The following is a 19251-nucleotide window of genomic DNA, read 5'->3' on the forward strand; positions in this document are numbered from 1 at the left end:
TTGTCAGTCTTGTGAAGCTGGGTCAATTGATACGCAGCGCATATCGCTAAGGCGCAACGAAGGTGTTGCGCTGGCGGCTAGGCGTCGATCACCATATCGGTGCGTGCGGTGGAGCAGCAGGGCAGGAACTTGCCGGCATCGATTTCCCGAGCGCGGATCCCGCCCTGGTGGTTCATCTCGACCTCCCCGGAAAGCTTGACCACCTTGCAGGAGCCGCACATGCCTTCCTTGCAGTTCGCGCCGATCCTGACTCCGGCACGCTGGGCCGCCCCGAGGATGTGTTCGGCGGGATCAATGCGCACGTTGATGCCGGTGCGCATGAAGGACAGGGTGAGGCTTCCCGTTCCGACCGTGTCGAAGCTCGAGACGTCGGCGGACCCGGCTTCCGGCCCCCCGTCCGGACCGCCGTCGGAGGCTTCGGAAGAGGACGCCTCAGGGTCGACGGTTTCCAGCGGCAGCCCCGTGGCCTTCAGGGTTCCCTCGGCGTCGTAGCCGGGCTCGTAGAGCCCGAACGCGCTGGGCTGGCTTTCGTAGTAGTCCTCGGCGGAGTCGGCGATTTCCTCGGCGATTTCCTCCGCAATGTCCACTGCAAGCGCGAGCTCCGCCTGGTATTCAAGGATCGTCTGGCGGTCTCCCGAGAAGAATTCCATATGGATGGAGGTGTCGTCGACGCCGACCTTCTCGAGGAGCTCGGTGGCGATGTTCAGGTAACCCTCGGGGCCGCAGGCATAGACCTGGCGGCCGTTGGCATCGGGGGCCACCTCGTCGAGCATGGCCGCCGTCAGCCTACCGGTGAGCCCTTCCCATCCCTCGGGTTTGCTGCGGTCGCCCAGGGAGTAGAAGACCTTGACCCGCGAGTCCACGGAGGCGATGTAGGCCAGTTCCTTGTGGAAGGCAAAGCCTCCGGCTTCCGCACCGTGATAAAGCACCACAACATCGGCCTGACCGGGCAGGGAGTGGATGGTCCGCACCATCGACATGATGGGTGTGATCCCTGCGCCAGCAGCCAGCAAGAGGTACCGTGCCCGGCGGTCGGCATCAGGCAGGTGGAATGCCCCGACCGGACCGAGCATTTCGAGGACCGTGCCGGGTGTGACGTTCTGGTGCACCCACGGTGAGACAACTCCAGTGGAGTCGCGTTTGACTGTGATGTTAAAGGTCCACGGCTCTGTGGGCGAACTGGACAGTGAGTAGCTGCGGTCCGCTGCTTCCTGGTCCTCGCCGTTCACGGGGAACGCGACGTTGACGTACTGACCCGCACGGAACGCCAGGGGCGCCCCGTCGCAGCGGCGGAAGATGAAGGTCATCATGCCGCCCACCTCGGGAACGACCTCCACACATTCGGCCATGAACTCCTGCGGATGCCAAGGCCCCAACGCGCGGGCAGCGCCCGCGGGTCCCTCCGTGCTGCCCATCACCCTGTTCCACGGCATCTCAAGACCGCGGATGCGCTGTGGTTCCTGGGTGGCGGTCTCGGTGAGGAGTTCAATCATGCCAAGTGCTCCTGCACGCGCTGCACGTACCAGTTGATGAATGCCTCCACCTGGTATTCGCTCTTCATGTACGGGCCGGGCTCGTAGGCGGGGCTGCCGGCGCCCTTCTGGCACAGCTCCACGAATGCCTTGTCCTGGAGGTTGGTCTGCTTCCAGGTGTAGGTGAGTTTGTCCAGGTCGTAGTCGACGCCTTCCACGGCGTCATCAGCTACCAGCCAGGTGGTGCGGACGAGTGTCTGGTGTTCGTTGATGGGGAAACAGCCGAACGTGATGACGTGGTCCCCCTGGAAGTGGAACCAGCTGTTGGGCTGCAGGTGCATCGAGCAGCGGCCAAGGCGGAAGTCCCGCAAGTCGCCGAGCAGCTTCTTGGAGAGCCGGCGCCCATCGGGCGAGAACGATTCGCCCTCGCCGTCGAGCGATTCCCGTGAGATGCGGATACCAGCTACGCGCGTGTCGAGCTCCTCCACCACCTCGTAGGGAAGGCCATAGCGGCGGCAACGCTCCTCGAGCGAGGACTGTGCTTCCTTGTTGCGGTCCCAGACTTCTTCAAGGTGAGCCGGGATCAGGCCCTCCGTCAGGCCCCAGGTGGGAAAGAGGGAACAGGCGAGCTCCGGGTGGCCGTCACAGTGGTAGCACTCACGGTTGTTCTCCATGACGAGCTTCCAGTTGCCCTCCTCGACGATGTTCTGCTGGTAGGCGATTTTCGTCTTCGACAGATCGTGGGGCGCGAGGTAAGGCTCAAAGATCTTGGCGGTTTCGTCAAAATCCGTCGGCGGCTCGTCCGCAATGCAAACGAAGATGAGCCCGGCCACCACGCGGCCGTGGGCACGCTTGAGGCCGAAGCAGCCCTTGTCGAACTTCGTCTCCCCCGGTGCCGAGGCGTGGATCAGATTGCCCTCCGGGGAGTAGGTCCAGGAGTGATAGCCGCAGACCAGGTTTCCTGTTGACCCTGCGGGCTCGGTCAGGACGCGGGCGCCGCGGTGGCGGCACACGTTGTGCAGGACGTTCACGCCGCCGTCGTCGTTGCGCAGCAGGATCAGGGAGTAGGGACCGTAGTCGACGGTGACGTAGTCGCCCGGCTCCGGGAGTTCGGCGATGCTGGCGGCAAAGATCCAGTGCTGGCCAAAAATGGCCTGCATGTCGACGTTGAAAATCGTCGGATCGGTGTAGAAGGGGGCATCGAGGGAATATCCCACGCGCCGGAAGTCGAACAGCTCGCTGATTTCTGCCAGCTGCGCTGCAGGCAAGGATGAAGCGAGTTTTCCGCGTGAATTCATGGGCAAGACTGGAGCAGACATGTGTTTCCTCCCGGGAGGCGTGGTTAAGTGTGCGATTCGTGGAGGCCAGGTTGTTGGGGTGCAACCCGTGCGTTATAGAAAACCTTGTAATCATGAGATTAGGGATGATTGACCTGCGACAAAAGCGCAATATTTAGAAGATAACCGTGCACAATAGGTGCATGATCGATGCAAGGCTCATAACACTGCGAGTGTTTGCCCGGTGCGGCACCATTGGCGCAACCGCGGAGCTGACCGGCTATTCTCCATCCGCCGTCTCCGCGCAGTTGCGCGAACTCCAGCGCATCCTTGGAATGCAGCTGCTGACGAAGGACGGACGAGGTGTGCGGCTGACCGCCACGGGCCGCTTTCTCGTGGCGGGCTCGGACACCGTCATTGCCGAATGGGAGAGCCTGCGCGCCGCAGCCATGGAGGCCGGCGACCAGGTGCAGTCCCATTTTGGCCTCGGCGGATTCTCCACGGCGGCCGCCCGGCTGCTCGCGCCGCTGGCCGCAACCCTGCGCTCAACGCGCCCCCTGGTGGAGGTGCAGGTGCTTGAGGCCAACCCGGCCCGCTGCTTCGACTTGTTGGTTGCCGAGCGAATCGACCTCGCGGTCATCGTTGCCATGCAGTCCGACACCTATGGCGAGGACGATCCGCGATTCGAGCAGACTGTCCTGCTCGACGATCCGCTGGACGTGATCATTCCCGCCGACCATCCATTGGCATCGCGGGAAACGGTGACGCTCGAAGAGCTGGCGTCCGAACCCTGGATCACAGAGGCAGTTGGTTCCACCTACCATTCCCTCTTCACCGCGGCGTTTACGGCAGTCGGGGTGACACCGCGGATTGCCCATGAGGCCGTTGAATGGGAGACCCAAATCGCCTTTGTGGGTGCGGGGCTGGGCGTGGGACTGCTGCCACGACTGGCACCCCTGCACAGTGCCGAGAACGTGGTTCGACTTCGCATTACCGGTAAGGGGAAGCCCACGCGCCGCATTGTCGCTGCGGTACGCAGGGGCAGCATCGCAGCGCCCCTGATCCAGGAGTCGCTCGCCATCCTGCAGGTCAGTGCCAATCGGATCCTCAGCGCCCGGCCCGAAGACGGCCTCTGAAATCGCATTGCGGCGATTCATTGCCCACGGGCGCGGGACGCCGCCCGCAGTCAGCGGGGACTGAGGTCACTGTCAACATACGAGCCGGGGCGGTTTCCGTTGTCGTGTTGGCAATTGCAGCCCCCATCCACCTGCAGCCGAACAGTCACTGGACTTGAGGAATCCAACTGGATATTGACGAACTCCTTTCCTTCGCTGCTAACCCGGAGAGTCTGTTCTTGGTCGTGGTGCTGGGACATGTAGGTAACCTTGCTATGCGTTGGGGGTGGGTGTGCCAAGACGGCACGGGCCGGAACAAGCCGCGTGCCGCCTAGGTGGCTTGGTACTCGTAGGGTGCGCAGCTATTTACTGTCCGGGTCCCGATGCTGGGGCTGGACGGCTGGGATGCTGCCCGTATGCGTGCCGCCCTGGTGGGAGTCAGGGTCCGGACATGAATCAGCGCAGTCATGCCTCGTGACGAGGTCAAATTGGACGCCGCCGTGCTGTTCCACGCCGGTGCGGATGGCGCGTTCGACGACGGAGGTGGCCAGACGCCGTCGCAGGGACAGGGGATCGCGACGCAGGTCCTTGGCGAGGGCAAAGCAGAGCAGGAGCATAACGATGACGAACGGCAGCGCTGCGACGATGGTGAGGCGTTGCAGGCCGGCCAAGGCTTCCGAGGGTTCGTCGCCGCCGGCCAGCAGCATGACCGCCGCCACGGCGCCGGTGAGGCTGCCCCAGAAGATCACTACTCCGCGGCGGGGGTGCTCGGCGCCGTTGGAGCTGAGCGATCCCATCACGATGGAAGCGGCATCGGCACCGGTGACAAAGAAGATCGCCACTAGGACCATAGCCAGCAAGATGACACCAGCAGTAAGCCAGCCGGGCATGCCAAGGTTCTTGACCAGGTCGAAGAGTGCTCCGTCGAAGTTGACGGATGGTGTCCCGTTGACCATGGTTACCAGCCCGGGGGTGCCTGCCTTATCGGCTTCCTGCTGGACATGAAAAGCGGCTCCGCCGAAGATACCAAACCAGATCACGCTGACTACGCTGGGCACCAGCAGTACTCCAGTAACGAACTGGCGGATGGTGCGGCCGCGGCTGATCCGGGCGATGAAAAGTCCTACGAAGGGCGTCCAGGAGATCCACCAGGCCCAGTAGAAGATGGTCCAGCTGGTCATCCAGCTCCGAAGGGCCTCATCGCCGACCGCTTCGGTCCGGGATGACATTTCGGCCAGGTCGCGGGCGTAGTCGCCGACCGCGGAGGGGATCAGGTTGAGGATGAACAGGGTGGGGCCGGCAATGAAGACGATGAGTGCGAGGACGACGGCCAGGACCATGTTGATGTTGGAGAGCCACTGGATGCCGCGGCTGATGCCGGAGACGGCCGAAGCGACGAAGCATAAGGTCAGGACCGCGACGATCGCCACGAGCGCGGGGGTGCCGATTTCGCCGAACCAGCCGTTGGAGGTCATGCCGCTGCCGATCTGCAGGGCGCCCAGGCCCAACGATGCGGCGGTACCAAACAAGGTGGCGAAAATGGCCAGGATGTTGATGAACTTCCCGATTGGCCCTTCGACCCTCCTGACGCCGAAGAGCGACGTGAAGGCGACAGAGATCAGTTGCCTGCGGCCCAGGCGGTAGGTGCCGTAGGCCATGGCGATGCCAACCACTGCGTACATGGCCCACGGGTGCAGTGTCCAGTGGAAGATCGAGGTGGCCATGGCCGTCTGGATGGCGTCGGGTGTCCGTCCGTCCACGGTTCCGGGCGGGGGAGAGATGTAGTGGTAGAGCGGTTCGGCCACGCCATAGAACATCAGCCCGATGCCCATGCCGGCGGCAAACATCATGGACACCCAGGAGACGGTACGGAATTCGGGTTTTTCGCCATCCTTGCCCAGCGGGATGTTGCCGAACTTGCCCAGGGCCAGCCACAGGACAAAGACCACGAAGAGCGAGGCCAGGAGCATAAACAGCCATCCGGTGTACTCCATGACCCAGTTCAGGGCAACCGTAGAGGACGAGGCGAGGCTGTCCCGGCCGACAAAGCCCCAGATAACAAAGGCAATGGCGATGGCGCCGGTGATCCCGAACGTGACCTTGTCGAGAATGAGCTTATGGTTCCGGCGATCCGCAACTGCTTGCACGGTCTTGGCATGACGCAGCTCTTCGAGGATCTGCTCGTGCTCTTCGACGTCCGGCAAAATTGTGCCTCCTTCCGCCGGGTCGAGGACAGCGGGGTTTGTGTCTATATCCTCGGACACAGGGAAGACTGCTTTGCTCTTCTCCCCACTTCCAGGTTCTTCGTTACGCGGAGCCTTTGACACCCCGTTGCCAGCAGGAAACTCCTCGGGTGTATGGGATTTTAGGTCACTATTAAAAGTCATGAGCGGGTCCTTTGCTCGGTGAGGCATGGGCCTGTATCAAACGTGGCCCTCGGGAGTCGGACCGGGCGGAAGGTTGGGGGCCTCGTCCGATTCGATGATCATGATGTTGCCGTCGACGATTTGCATTCCGTGGGTGTGTACCCGCGGTTGGCCGGAGGTGCATCCAGGGCTCCGGTGCGGAGGTGAACCTGGATGCGTGAACGGGGCCCTCGATGTTGCGGGGTTGGTGAAGGCCTTCAGGTTTCCTCCTGCGTCCACAACAGCAATATTCATGGGAGTCGCGGTATAGCGGGCAGTGTCACGAGCTGCGGTCAGAAAGGGTCGGCATGGGCCTGGGTGAAGTCAGACATAGCCTTCCTCCAAATCAAATACTGATATGCTTTAATGGTCAGTATAGATATATCAGTTACATTGTATTGTAGGACTGGTTGTGTGTCCAGAGATTTCCTAGCGGCCGTGTATCAGGCTGAGCGCCTCAGCCCGGGCCGCCGGCAGGCGGAGCTCCCCGCGGACGGCTGAAGTGATGGTCTTGGCCCCGGGCTTGCGGACACCGCGCATCGACATGCAGAGATGCTCGCACTCGACGACCACAATGGCCCCCAGAGGCCGCAGCGAACTGACCAGCGCATCAACTACCTGAGTTGTAAGTCTTTCCTGGACCTGGGGCCTGCGTGCAAAGACATCGACGAGCCGGGCCAGCTTGCTCAGTCCCGTGACGAGACCCTCAGCCGATGGGATGTAGCCAACGTGGGCTACGCCGTGGAATGGCACCAGATGGTGCTCGCAGGTGGAGTAGAAGGGGATGTCCTTGACGATGACCATCTCCCCGTGCCCCAGGTCAAAGGTCTTATCCAGCACGGCCAGGGGGTCCTCATGAAGCCCGCCGAATATCTCCGCAGCCGACCGGGCCACCCGCGAGGGAGTATCCACAAGCCCTGGCCTGTCCGGGTCCTCTCCGATCGCAAGTAGATATTCGCGGACGGCCTGCTCAACCCGCGGCCCGTCCACACCCTTGGACGCTGTTGCGGTCGTCATGTCAGCGCTCACGCTTCGGCCCGTTCCAGCCGCACGATGACGGACTTGGATGTCGGTGTGCCGCTGGTGTCAGCTACCGAATCGAGCGGCACGAGCACGTTGGTCTCCGGATAGTATGCTGCCGCACAGCCCTTCGGTGTCGAGTACGAAACGATCCGGAAGTTGTCCGCCCGCCGCTCTGTCCCGCGGAACTCGGAAATCAAATGAACCATGTCACCGTCCCGAAAGCCCAGCTCAGCGATGTCAGCCTCGTTGACAAGAACTACCCGACGCCCACCGTGGATACCGCGGTATCGGTCATCCTTGCCATAGATGGTGGTGTTGTACTGGTCATGTGAGCGCAGGGTCTGAAGGACCAGCCGCCCCTCCGGTACTTTGATGAATTCCAGCTCATTGCCGGTGAAGTGGGCCTTGCCCGACGCGGTCTTGAACTGTCTGGCGTCCCGCGGAGGGTGGGGGAGGACAAAGCCGCCAGGGTGCTGGATCCGCTCCTCGAAATTTTCGAAGCCCTCGACGACCGCCTCTATGTGTTTCCGGACCAGGGAGTAGTCGTCTTTCATCGAGAGCCAGGCAGCTTCAGGCGTGTTGGGCAGTGGGAGGTTGTCACTGTCGGTGAAGAGCTTATGGGCGAGATTGCACACTATGGCCACTTCTGAGTGGAGGTGCTCGCTGGCCGGCTTAATGCGTCCGCGTGACGCATGGACGGCGCTCATCGAGTCTTCCACCGTCACCCTCTGGTCCCCGGTGCGCTGCGCGTCCTTTTCGGTCCGACCCAGCGTCGGGAGGATCAGCGCGCGTCGGCCGGTGGACACGTGGGAATGGTTCAGCTTCGTAGAGATCTGTACCGTCAGGTCTGTGTTGGCCAATGCCCGCTCCGTGACCTCGGAATCCGGGGCCGCCCGGACGAAGTTTCCACCCATACCAACGAAGACGCGGACTTTGCCGTCCCGCATGGCGCGAATCGCCGCAACGGTGTCGTAGCCGTGCTTGCGAGGGGAAAGGAACTTGAACTCCTTGTCCAGCCTGTCGTGGAACGCCTCTGGCATCTTTTCGAAGATGCCCATGGTGCGGTCGCCCTGGACGTTCGAGTGGCCACGGACGGGGCATACTCCTGCTCCGGGCTTACCGATGTTCCCTTGGAGAAGCAGCACGTTCACCACGTCCCGGAGCGTGGGAACTGAGTGTTTGTGCTGGGTTAGGCCCATGGCCCAGCAGACGATGGTGGCATCGGAGGCCAGCAGGCGTTCACCCGTGGCCTGGATCTGCTCCAAGCTCAGGCCCGTGGCTTCGACTATTTCACTCCACTGGACTTTTTCGAGGTGCCGCAGGTATTCATCGATGCCCACGGTGTGGTCATTGATGAATTCGTGGTCCAGGACCGTAGCCAGTCCCGGGGTCTTCCTCCCCTGCGCCTCCGCCTCGAGGAGGTATTTGCCAAGCCCCTGGAAGAGGGCCTGATCCCCGCCGGCCCGGATCTGCAGGAAGTCGTCGGTCAGTTGCGTGCCCACGAGCGTTCCGGAGATCGTCTGTGGATTCTCGAACCGGAGGAGCCCGGCCTCGGGTAGGGGGTTGACGGAAATGATGACGGCGCCGTTCTTCTTCGCCTTCTCCAGGGCGCTTAGCATGCGCGGGTGGTTAGTACCTGGATTCTGCCCGGCAACGAAGATCAGTGAGGCTGTCTCCAGGTCGACGAGGCTGACCGAACCCTTGCCGATGCCTATGGTTTCAACGAGGGCTGAACCCGTGGACTCGTGGCACATGTTGGAGCAATCGGGGAGATTATTCGTGCCCAGTCCCCGCACGAGCAGCTGGTAAAGGAAAGCGGCTTCATTCGAAGTCCGCCCGGAAGTGTAGAAAACTGCCTGGCCGGGATGGTCCATTTCTTTCATCTCCTGGGCGATCAGCTCATAGGCTGCGTCCCATTCGATAGGTGTGTAGTGCGTGGCTCCCTCGGCCAAAAGCATGGGGTGGGTCAGCCGGCCCTGCTGACCGAGCCAGTAGTCGTCCCGCGTTTTCAGGTCCTCGATGGAGTGTGCGGCGAAGAACTCGGGGGTGACACGGCGGCGGGTGCCCTCCTCGGCCACTGCCTTCGCGCCATTTTCGCAGAACTCGGCTGCGTTGCGCTTTTCGTGTTCGGGCCACGCGCAGCCCATGCAGTCGAACCCGTCGACCTGGTTGACTGCCAGCAGCGTTTGGACACTGCGCAGCGGACCCATCTGCTCGAGGGAGATTTTCAGCGAGTTCACCACCGCGGGGATTCCGACGGCCTTGGTTTTGGGTTTGGTGACAGTCAGCTTTGACTCGTCGATGTTATGCAGGGGGGCTTTTGAAGCCATGTGATGGTTCCTTCAGATCTGGGCAGGAAACAGGGGGCTGGGGTTGCTTGATGGCTTCAAGGTGGTCCATGCCTGAACTTGCGGGCCGGGTTGAGCGAGCGGCCCACACCGAGGCGTGCTCCCATGGACACAGGCTTTCAGTCGAGGGTATATCTTGGCAGGCACCGCGGCCCGTGACATTCTTATGCATACGTATTGATATATCAGTTATAGGAATACTATGTAGTGTGAGTCGGGGCGTCAAGGCTCGGAGGCACACAGAAGGAGACTTGGACATGGCAAACCCTGGCGGATTACCGGCGGAGGCGGGGGTTTCGTTAGTGCCGCTGAGGCACGACGACGAGTCCTTCGCCGACTTCGCCTATAGGGTCTTGTGCGATGAGTTGATTGTTCTGGACATCAAACCGGGCGAGCCGCTCAACGATGAAGTCATTTCAAGGCGCCTCGGTGTTGGCAGAACGCCCATCCGGGAAGCTATGAAGCGGCTCGAAAGCGACCATTTAGTGGTGGCCTATGCCCGGCGTGGAACATTTGCCGCGGGCGTGGACATAACTGACCTGGCTGAAATCTCCGAGATACGCCAACTCTTGGAGCCGGCAGCAGCAGCGCGGGCTGCCCGCATGGCATCGCCGCAGCGCCGGCAGGAGCTGAGGGATTTTGCCCGGGAAGTCGGCCAGCTTCTGCCCGGGATGCACTCGCAACGGGATCTCATGCGCCTGGACATGCGGGTCCACCGGATGATCTACCGAGCCACTGGAAGCCGGCACCTTGAAGATATCCTGATTCGGTATGACAACCTGGCAACGCGGATTTGGAGCCTGGTGCTGGAAAAGCTCCCGCCGGTGTCGGAGCATATCGCCCAGCATATTGAGCTTCTCGAGTGCATCGCGGAGGGCGACTCCGAAGCGGCTGCACGCCTGACCACACAGCACGTCGCCGACTTCGAAAATCTGATCAGGGCAGTCCTGTAAATTCACCTGAATAGGGCCCGCGGTGGATCATCCGGCGGTTCCCGGGACCAAGGCCCGTGACTGTTTCCGCGCGGCCTCGGTTGTGTGCAGAAGAAGCAGGGATGTGGTGACGGATCCGACGCCGCCCGGGACCGGAGTCAGCGCCGCGGCGATGCCCCGCACGCTGGCCTCGTCGACATCCCCCACGAGGGATCCGTCAGGAAGGACGTTGGTGCCGACGTCGATCACCACCGCCTCGGACGAGACATGGCTGCCGGTCAACAGGCCGGTACGCCCGGCTGCCACGACCACGACGTCGGCGGCCTTGGTGTATTTCTCCAACGGACCTGACCGGGAGTGGCAGACGGTGACCGCGGCGTCGCGCTCCAGCAGCAGCAGGGACAGCGGCTTTCCCACTACGGCGGAACGGCCAATGACGACCACATTCCGGCCTGCCAGCGGGGTGTCAAAGTGGTCCAGGATCTCGATTACTGCGCGAGCCGTGGCGGGTGCGAACGAGGGCTGGCCAACGGCCAGCCGGCCAAGGCTCAACGGGTTCGCGCCATCGACGTCCTTCTCCGGGGCAATCTGCCCTACCAGCTCATCTGTTCCAACGCCTGGAGGCAGGGGCGTCTGAAGAATGATGCCGTTAACGGATGGATCCTCGCTGAGTTCGTTCAGGACTGAGGCCAGGACCTGTCCGGTGGCATCGGGCCCAAGGTCCACGATCCGGCAACTGATGGCGGCGCTTTCTGCCGCCCGTTCGATGGACCGGACATACCAGTGGGTGGAGCCGTCGTCGGTGGCCACAACCACCGCGAGTGTGGGGCGTAGCCCGTCGGCTTCGAGCTCCCGCGCCTCGTGGTGGGCCCTCTGCTGAATGCTCTTTGCCAGTGCTCTTCCGGAGAGGAGTACGGCGCTCAACCGAGAATCCTTCCACGCACGCGCCCCACGAGGGAGTCTGCTGCCAGGATGACCTTTTCCTCGAGCCCGTCGGTTTGATCAGCCAACCTCGAACGGGCCGCGGCCTCTTTAATGGCCACCACGTTAATGTCGATGTTCACCCGGGCGGTGCTTGCGGCTGCGCGGGCTGCGTCTGCGGCAGCGGCGATGTCGCTGATCACATTGGCGTTCGCGACCTCGAAAAGCTCCGTGGCAAGATCCAGGATGGCGCCGGCGAGCCTGATGAGCTGCGCGGGAGTGTGTGCGGCAAGGATGAGCGCATCCTGGATGGATGCCGTCCGTGCGGCTTTGAGGTCTTCGGTCCCGGACGGAAGTTTGTACGAGTCGATGACGCCTTGGAACGCATGTTGGTCAGCGTCCGCCAGGCGCAGGGCTTCGAGGACATGTCCGTCGGCGGCGCTGATGATCCTTTGGACGAGTTCGGCGTGCTGCTCGTATTTCAGGCCTGTGGTGTATCTGGCAACCATGGCGACGAGCGCTGCCCCCTGGGCGGCGTGGAGGGCGGCGGCCGCACCGCCGCCGGGGGTGGGTTCTCGGGAGGCGAGCTTGGCGAGGTATTCGTTGATTGTTTCTGAGCTGATCATGTGTCTTCCTGGGCTGAACCTTGAGTCGACTGGGCAGGGTTTGAGACGTGATTGAAGGGCAGCGGCCCGGACTCTGGTTGCGAGGTGAAGAGTCCGGGCGCGTGCCCTTGACGCGTGCCCTTGAACGGTCTGGCGGGTGGTTAGCCGCGGAGCCTGGTCATCGTCGGGTCGTACAGCGGATCTGCGGTGACGGTGGCCTGGATGCGCCGTCCGAAGTACTCGATCTCGACCGAGTCACCGATGGACACGGCGGCGGGGAGGTACGCATAGGCGATGGGCTTGGCGACGGTGTAACCGTAGGCGGCACTGGTGACGTAGCCGACTGCCTGGTCCTTGTAGAAGACCGGTTCCTTGCCCAGCACGATGCTCCGGCCGTCGTCGACCGTCAGGCAGCGCAGGCGGCGGGCGGAGTTCTCCTCGGTGCGGCCCTCCAAGGCGGCCTTTCCGACGAAGTCTTCCTTGGCCATCTTCACGGCGAAGCCGAGACCGGCTTCCAGGGGGTCGTGCTCGGTGGTCATGTCGGTGCCCCATGAGCGGTAACCCTTTTCAAGACGCAGCGAGCTGAAGGCGGCCCGGCCCGCGGCGATGACGCCGTGAGGCTGACCGGCCTTCCACAGGGCATCCCAGAGGCGTTGGCCGTTGTCTGCACTCGCGTACAGCTCCCAGCCCAGCTCGCCGACGTAGGACAAGCGCATCGCGGTCACGCTGACGCCACCGATGATGACTTTCTTGGACCGGAAGTAGCGGAGACCGTCGTTGGAGAAGTCGTCGCTGCTGACGGTGCTGATCAGGTCCCGGGCGAGGGGCCCCCACAAACCGATGCAGCAGGTGCCGCCAGTCGTGTCGCGGACCTGGACCCAGTCGCTGGCGGTTCCGCTTTCCGTCTGGTGGCGTGCGGCCCGCTCAAAGTAGGCGGTGTCGATGTTTCCGTTAGCGCCGAGTTGGAAGGTGTCTTCGCTCAGCCGGGCGACGGTGATGTCGCTTCGGATGCCACCGGAGTGGTCCAGCAGGAGGGTGTAGGTGACTGCCCCGGGCTTCTTGTCCATCTCCGCTGTGGTGAGCTCTTGCAGCAGCTTCAGTGCTCCCGGGCCGGAAATCTCGAGACGCTTGAGCGGAGTCATGTCGTACATGGCCACCGCGGTGCGGGTCTTCCAGGCTTCAGCGGCTGCAATGGGCGAGCTGAACATCGCGGACCAGGCATCACGGGCCGGGGGCTGCCACTCAGCCGGCATCTCCTTCAGCAGTTCCGCGTTGGCTTCGAACCAGTAAGGGCGTTCCCATCCGCCGCCCTCCAGGAAGAATCCGCCCAGTGCCTTGTGGCGGGCGTGAAAAGGGGTGACGCGAAGGTTGCGGGGGGAGAGCTTGGGCTGCAGGGGGTGCAGGACATCATAGATTTCTACGAAGTTCTGCTGGGAAGTTTCGCTGACATACTCAGGGGTCAGCTGGACGTCTTCGAAACGGTGGATATCGCATTCACCAAGATCGGTCTGGGATTTTCCGGTGGTCAGGAGTTCGGCAACAGCCCGGGCGATGCCGGCCGAGTGGGTCACCCAAACGGCTTCGGCGACGAAGAAGCCATCGAGCTCCTTGGACTCGCCCACCAGGGGCCCGCCGTCGGGAGTAAAGGAGAAGATGCCGTTGAAGCCGTCCTCGATCTCGCTTTCCCGCAGCGCTGGAAGCAGCTGCTTGGTGGCCTCCCATGCCGGGAGGAAGTCCTCCAGGGTGAAGTCGAGGCGGGAGGGCATGTTGTGCTCGCTGATGCTGTTGGCGTCGTAGGAGCCAAGGTCCGCAAGGTCCACGGGCATGGGGCGGTGCGCGTAGGAGCCGATGCCGTAGCGGTCGCCGTGCTCGCGGTAGTACAGGTCCTGGTCCTGGTGCCGCAGAATCGGCAGGGAAGCGCCGTTGGGAAGTTCGTTGTGTCCCTTCCGTGCCGGCACCGGAGTGGTTTTCACGTACTGGTGGGCCAGGGGGAGAAGGGGGACGGACATCCCGATCATTTCGCCGATCTTGGCGCCCCAGAAGCCTGCGCAGGAAACCACGATGTCGGCGGGGATGACGCCTTCGGAGGTCTCGACACCGGTGACGCGGCGGCCGGACTGCTCAATGCCCGTGACCGTGGTGTTGCCCAGGTACTTGACGCCTGCGGCTTCCGTGCGCTTGATCAGCAGCTGGACGGCGCGGGCGGCACGTGCCAGGCCGTCGCTGGGGACGTGGAGCCCTCCCAGGATGTCTTCCTCGTTCAGGAGCGGGTAGAGCTCCTTGCACTCGGCGCGGGAAAGGATCTTGCCTTCGATTCCCCATGCGGCGGCGTATCCGAGTTTCCGCTTCAGATCCGCCAGGCGGGTTTCGGTGGTGGCGACTTCGAGGCCACCGACCTGGTCGAAGCAACTGACGCCGTCCTCGGCCAGGGACAGGAACTTCTCAACGGTGTACTTGGCGAAGGTAGCCATGGTCTTTGAAGGGTTCGTTTGGAAGACGAGGCCCGGGGCGTGGGACGTGGAGCCCCCGGGCATGTTCAGCGGTCCCTGGTCCAGGACGGTGATGTTGTTCCAACCGCGGGTAACCAGTTCATCGGCCAGGTTTGTGCCGACGATTCCAGCTCCGATAATGACAATGCTTGGCGTCGATGCCATGTGGTTTCTCCTGCTGATTTTCGTGAGTTGTCTCTGCTGGGCGGGTGGCGGGTGCTTAGCGGAACACTACGGTGCTGGTTTCGTCCAGGAGCACACGGTGTTCGCAGTGCCACCGCACGGCGCGGGAGAGTGCCAGCGCTTCGGCATCCTGTCCGACTGTTGACAGGGTGTTCGGTCCGTAGCTGTGGTCGACCCTGATGACTTCCTGTTCGATGATTGGCCCCTCATCCAGTTCCGCGGTTACGTAGTGGGCCGTTGCGCCCACCAGCTTGACTCCACGGTCGTACGCCTGGTGGTAAGGGCGTGCACCCTTGAATCCCGGGAGGAAGGAGTGGTGGATGTTGATAGCCCGGCCTTCCAGGGAGCGGCAGAGGTCGTCGGACAGTACCTGCATGTAGCGGGCGAGCACGACGAGGTCGATGTTGTGCTCGTCCACGAGTTCCAGCAGGCGCCGTTCAGCATCTGACTTCGTCTCAGGGGTCACCGGGAGATAGATGAAGGGGAGGCCGGCGGCCTCGGCCATGGCCCGGTGGGTTTCATGGTTGGAAACAATAAGGGCGATGTCGCCGCCGAGGCTTCCCCCGCGCCAGCGGAAGAGCAGGTCGTTCAGGCAGTGGCCGAACTTAGACACCATCACGAGGATGCGTTGCTTGGTCTGGTCATGGAAGCTGAACTTCATGTCGAAGCGGTCAGCGATCGAACGGAACTCTTCCTGGAGCCTCTCCGGGGTGTAGGTGGACGAGCCGGAGATGGCGGTGCGCAGATGCAGTGTCTGGCGGAGGCCGTCGTCGAACTGCTGGTGTTCGTCGATGTTAAAGCCGCGCTCAAAGAGAAAGGTGGTGACCGCGTGGACGATGCCCGCGCGTTCGCCGCACGACAGTGTGAGCACGAACTTCTGCGTCTGGTCTTTCACGCGGGCCTCCGACTGAGGCAGCGTGCTGGTAGATGAGTTTATCGCCACTAGGGTCATGTCTCCTCCTTTAGATATATTCCAAGATTTAGAACTGATATATTAGGACTGGCAATTAGCGTATACTGGTCAGTGGTGGAGGTCAATAGCCTTCTTGGCTTGAGTGAAAAGGGGTTCACGCTGTGGCTTTTGATGTTCTGGCAATTGATGATGCGGCAAAGAGGTCGCTGGCTGACGTAGCCTACGAGCGCATCCGCGACAGGCTGCTGATGCTTGACATCAAGCCCGGCGACCTCCTCAATGACGGCGACCTCGCCAAGGACCTTGGCGTCGGGCGGACTCCGGTGCGTGAGGCCCTGAAGCGGCTTGAGCTGGATCGCCTGGTGGTTTCCTATCCGCGGAGGGGTACCTTCGCGACGCGGGTGGAGGTCACTGATCTTGCGTTCATTTCCGAAATCCGCACCCAGCTTGAGCCTCTTGCCGCCTCCCGGGCGGCGCGGGTGGCCACGGAGTCGATGCGAGAGCAACTGCGGGCCGTTATGCGCGCTGTCGAGTCTTTCGACGCAAGTGCGGCCTCCGTCGTTGAAACCCTGCGCCTCGATGCCCGTGTGCACCAAGGCATTTACGCGGCCGCCGCCAATCCCCACCTCGAAGATGTCCTGATTCGCTACGACAATCTCGCGACAAGAATCTGGTGCATGGTCCTGGATCGCCTTCCCGACCTCTCCCGTCACGTCCATGAGCATGTGGACCTGCTCCGTGCGGTTATCGACGGAGATGAAGCCCGGGCCGCGGAGCTCGCGCGGATCCACGTCAGTGGCTTTGAGCGCGCTGTGCGCGAAGCTCTTTTCGCCGCCTAGCCCAGGTCTGCACGCCAGGAGTGAGGCGCAGCCCGGAAAGGGCTGCGCCTCAAGCGTTTAAGGCCTCCGTCTGTTGCGCGGCCACTCTTGGCTCTGCCGGCGAAACCCTCAGAAATCTGTTGACACCCTCCGGAGCCGATAGCATACTTGAGTCACGAAACTAATATATCAACAGGATATTAGATGGCAGACTTAGGAGAAACAATGGTCGACGTTCTGACCCGCTCGCTTGCAGAGACCGATCCTGTGATCCACGCCGCCGTGCAGCAGGAACTGCTCCGCCAGCAGGACACCCTGGAGATGATCGCCTCCGAAAACTTCGCGCCGACTGCGGTCATGGAGGCGCAGGGATCCGTCCTGACCAACAAGTACGCCGAAGGCTACCCGGGCAAGCGTTACTACGGCGGCTGCGAACACGTTGACGTGGTCGAGCAGCTGGCCATCGACCGTCTTAAGTCATTGTTCGGCGCCGAATTCGCCAATGTGCAGCCCCACTCAGGCGCCCAGGCCAACGCAGCGGCGATGTTCGCCCTGATCCAGCCCGGCGACACCATCCTGGGGCTGAACCTCGCACACGGCGGCCACCTGACGCACGGGATGCGAATCAACTTCTCCGGCAAGCTCTACAAAGTGGTCCCGTACGGAGTCGGCGAAGACACCATGCTGATTGACATGGCTGAAGTCGAGCGCCTGGCGGTTGAGAACAAGCCGAAGCTGATCGTCGCCGGCTGGTCCGCATACTCCAGGCAGCTGGATTTCGCCGAGTTCCGCCGTATCGCGGACCTGGTAGGTGCCTACCTGATGGTGGACATGGCGCATTTCGCAGGTCTGGTGGCCGCTGGACTGCACCCCAACCCTGTGCCTCACGCCCACATCGTCACGAGCACCACCCACAAGACCCTTGGCGGCCCGCGCGGTGGTGTGATCCTGACCAACGACGCCGACATCGCCAAAAAGGTCAACTCCGCAGTGTTCCCCGGACAGCAGGGTGGCCCGCTGGAGCACGTCATTGCCGCGAAGGCAGTTGCGTTCAAGCTCGCTGCTGAGCCGGAATTCCGCGAACGCCAGGAACGCACCCTGGAAGGCGCCCGCATCATCGCAGAACGCATGCTGTCCGCCGACGTTGCAGAGTCCGGCGTGACCGTAGTCAGCGGTGGCACTGACGTGCACCTGGTCCTGGTGGATCTGCGCAATTCGGAACTGGACGGCCAGCAGGGCGAAGACCGCCTGCACCGGATCGGCATCACGGTCAACCGCAATGCCGTGCCCTTCGACCCGCGTCCGCCGATGGTCTCTTCCGGTCTTCGTATCGGCACGCCGGCACTGGCCACGCGTGGGTTCGGGAAGGCAGAATTCACCGAGGTCGCGGACATCATCGCCGCAGCACTCAAGCGCGAGTTCAGCGACGAGACCGTGGTGGAACTCCGGCAGCGGGTTGAAATCCTGGCCGGAAAGTTCCCCCTCTACCCCAACCTGTCCTCTGACGTGACCGAGGTGGCATGATGGTCGATCTGCTTCCCGAGCACCCGGATTTCCTCTGGCGCAACCCGGAACCCAAATCGTCCTATGACGCCGTGATTGTGGGCGGCGGCGGGCATGGCCTGGCCACGGCCTACTTCCTGGCCAAGAACCACGGGATGACCAACATCGCCGTCCTGGAAAAGGGTTGGCTGGCCGGCGGTAACATGGCCCGGAACACCACCATTATCCGTTCCAACTACCTTTGGGACGAGAGCGCGGCCATCTACGAGCACGCCCTCAAGCTCTGGGAAATCCTGCCGGAGGAACTCGAGTACGACTTCCTGTTCAGCCAGCGCGGTGTCATGAACCTCGCCCACACCCTGGGTGACGTCCGCGAAAGCATGCGCCGGGTCGGCGCCAACAAGCTCAACGGCGTGGACGCTGAATGGCTGGATCCGAAGCAGGTCAAGGAACTCTGCCCCATCCTGAACATCAACGACAACATCCGCTACCCCGTTATGGGAGCCACGTACCAGCCCCGTGCCGGCATCGCCAAGCACGACCACGTGGCCTGGGCCTTCGCCCGCAAGTGCGACGAACTCGGCGTGGACATCATCCAGAACTGCGAAGTCACGGGCTTCGTCAAGGACGGTAACCGCGTGGTGGGCGTGAAGACCAACCAGGGCACCATCAACACCGAAAAGGTGGGCCTGTGCGCCGCCGGGCACAGCTCGGTCCTGGCGGAAATGGCAGGCTTCCGGCTCCCCATCCAGTCACACCCGCTCCAGGCACTGGTCTCCGAACTGCACGAACCGGTCCACCCCACCGTGGTGATGTCCAACCATGTGCACGTCTACGTCTCCCAGGCCCACAAGGGCGAACTGGTCATGGGCGCCGGCGTGGACTCCTACAACGGCTACGGTCAGCGCGGCTCCTTCCACGTGATCGAGCACCAGATGGCAGCCGCCGTCGAACTCTTCCCCATCTTTGCCCGGGCGCACGTCCTCAGGACCTGGGGCGGCATCGTGGACACCACCCTGGACGCCTCCCCGATCGTGGGCACCACCCCGGTGGAGAACATGTTCGTGAACTGCGGCTGGGGCACCGGCGGCTTCAAGGGCACCCCCGCCGCCGGCCTCACCTTCGCCCACAACATCGCCACCGGGACCCCGCACAAGCTGAATAAGCCGTTTGCGCTGGAACGCTTCGAAACCGGCGCCCTGATCGATGAACACGGCGCAGCCGCCGTGGCCCACTAGAAGAGAGTC

Annotated in this window: 14 protein-coding genes; 5 read left to right on the forward strand and 9 right to left on the reverse strand. The window is 62.7% G+C overall.

Going from position 1 to position 19251, the window contains the following annotated elements; genetic code table 11:
* Positions 1-77 precede the first annotated feature (77 nt).
* Both ACZY0Q_RS20580 and ACZY0Q_RS20585 read right to left on the reverse strand, forming a co-directional pair.
* The gene (locus ACZY0Q_RS20580; protein WP_463919726.1) at positions 78-1493 is read right to left on the reverse strand and encodes a ferredoxin reductase; all 1416 of its coding nucleotides are present in this window, start codon (positions 1491-1493) and stop codon (positions 78-80) included.
* Complete coding sequence (locus ACZY0Q_RS20585) at positions 1490-2791, reverse strand: aromatic ring-hydroxylating oxygenase subunit alpha (protein ID WP_463919728.1); 1302 nt, start codon at positions 2789-2791, stop codon at positions 1490-1492. The genes ACZY0Q_RS20580 and ACZY0Q_RS20585 overlap by 4 nt, the downstream gene beginning before the upstream one ends.
* A 161-nt stretch (positions 2792-2952) precedes the next feature.
* Here ACZY0Q_RS20585 and ACZY0Q_RS20590 point away from each other — a divergent pair, with 161 nt between their 5' ends.
* Positions 2953-3885 (forward strand): LysR family transcriptional regulator, encoded by a 933-nt coding sequence (locus ACZY0Q_RS20590; protein ID WP_463919731.1) that lies wholly within the window; start codon positions 2953-2955, stop codon positions 3883-3885.
* 341 nt (positions 3886-4226) lie between these two features.
* Here ACZY0Q_RS20590 and ACZY0Q_RS20595 read toward each other — a convergent pair whose 3' ends face one another.
* The 3 genes from ACZY0Q_RS20595 to ACZY0Q_RS20605 all read right to left on the reverse strand — a co-directional run bounded on the left by ACZY0Q_RS20595 (position 4227) and on the right by ACZY0Q_RS20605 (position 9622).
* Complete coding sequence (locus ACZY0Q_RS20595; protein ID WP_463919733.1) at positions 4227-6251, reverse strand: BCCT family transporter; 2025 nt, start codon at positions 6249-6251, stop codon at positions 4227-4229.
* A gap of 447 nt (positions 6252-6698) precedes the next feature.
* The gene (gene folE, locus ACZY0Q_RS20600) at positions 6699-7286 is read right to left on the reverse strand and encodes a GTP cyclohydrolase I FolE (protein WP_463919735.1); all 588 of its coding nucleotides are present in this window, start codon (positions 7284-7286) and stop codon (positions 6699-6701) included.
* An 8-nt stretch (positions 7287-7294) separates the two neighbouring features.
* A complete protein-coding gene (locus ACZY0Q_RS20605) occupies positions 7295-9622 on the reverse strand; it encodes an FdhF/YdeP family oxidoreductase (protein ID WP_463919736.1) in 2328 nt (775 codons plus the stop codon).
* 275 nt (positions 9623-9897) lie between these two features.
* Between ACZY0Q_RS20605 and ACZY0Q_RS20610 the strand changes: the two genes are divergently transcribed.
* Entirely contained in the window at positions 9898-10593 is a 696-nt protein-coding gene (locus ACZY0Q_RS20610; protein WP_463919739.1) for a GntR family transcriptional regulator, read from the forward strand.
* Between the two features lie 27 nt (positions 10594-10620).
* On the opposite strand, the gene ACZY0Q_RS20615 is transcribed toward ACZY0Q_RS20610, so the two are convergent.
* From ACZY0Q_RS20615 to purU, 4 genes are all read right to left on the reverse strand, one after another.
* On the reverse strand, positions 10621-11496 hold the full coding sequence (locus tag ACZY0Q_RS20615; protein WP_463919741.1) for a bifunctional 5,10-methylenetetrahydrofolate dehydrogenase/5,10-methenyltetrahydrofolate cyclohydrolase: 876 nt from the start codon (positions 11494-11496) through the stop codon (positions 10621-10623).
* Entirely contained in the window at positions 11493-12119 is a 627-nt protein-coding gene (locus ACZY0Q_RS20620) for a cyclodeaminase/cyclohydrolase family protein (RefSeq protein ID WP_463919743.1), read from the reverse strand. Before ACZY0Q_RS20620 ends, ACZY0Q_RS20615 begins: the two co-directional genes overlap by 4 nt.
* A gap of 140 nt (positions 12120-12259) precedes the next feature.
* Complete coding sequence (locus tag ACZY0Q_RS20625; protein WP_463919745.1) at positions 12260-14752, reverse strand: GcvT family protein; 2493 nt, start codon at positions 14750-14752, stop codon at positions 12260-12262.
* A 55-nt stretch (positions 14753-14807) separates the two neighbouring features.
* Positions 14808-15722 (reverse strand): formyltetrahydrofolate deformylase, encoded by a 915-nt coding sequence (purU, locus tag ACZY0Q_RS20630; RefSeq protein ID WP_463919747.1) that lies wholly within the window; start codon positions 15720-15722, stop codon positions 14808-14810.
* A 122-nt stretch (positions 15723-15844) separates the two neighbouring features.
* Between purU and ACZY0Q_RS20635 the strand changes: the two genes are divergently transcribed.
* From ACZY0Q_RS20635 to ACZY0Q_RS20645, 3 genes are all read left to right on the forward strand, one after another.
* Positions 15845-16522, forward strand: coding sequence for a GntR family transcriptional regulator (locus ACZY0Q_RS20635; protein WP_463919749.1), 678 nt, complete (start codon positions 15845-15847; stop codon positions 16520-16522).
* Between the two features lie 204 nt (positions 16523-16726).
* Positions 16727-18025, forward strand: coding sequence for a serine hydroxymethyltransferase (gene glyA, locus ACZY0Q_RS20640; protein WP_463919752.1), 1299 nt, complete (start codon positions 16727-16729; stop codon positions 18023-18025).
* On the forward strand, positions 18022-19242 hold the full coding sequence (locus tag ACZY0Q_RS20645; protein ID WP_463919754.1) for a sarcosine oxidase subunit beta family protein: 1221 nt from the start codon (positions 18022-18024) through the stop codon (positions 19240-19242). The genes glyA and ACZY0Q_RS20645 overlap by 4 nt, the downstream gene beginning before the upstream one ends.
* The last annotated feature ends 9 nt before the right edge of the window (positions 19243-19251 follow it).

The organism is Pseudarthrobacter lactosi (assembly GCF_055412785.1).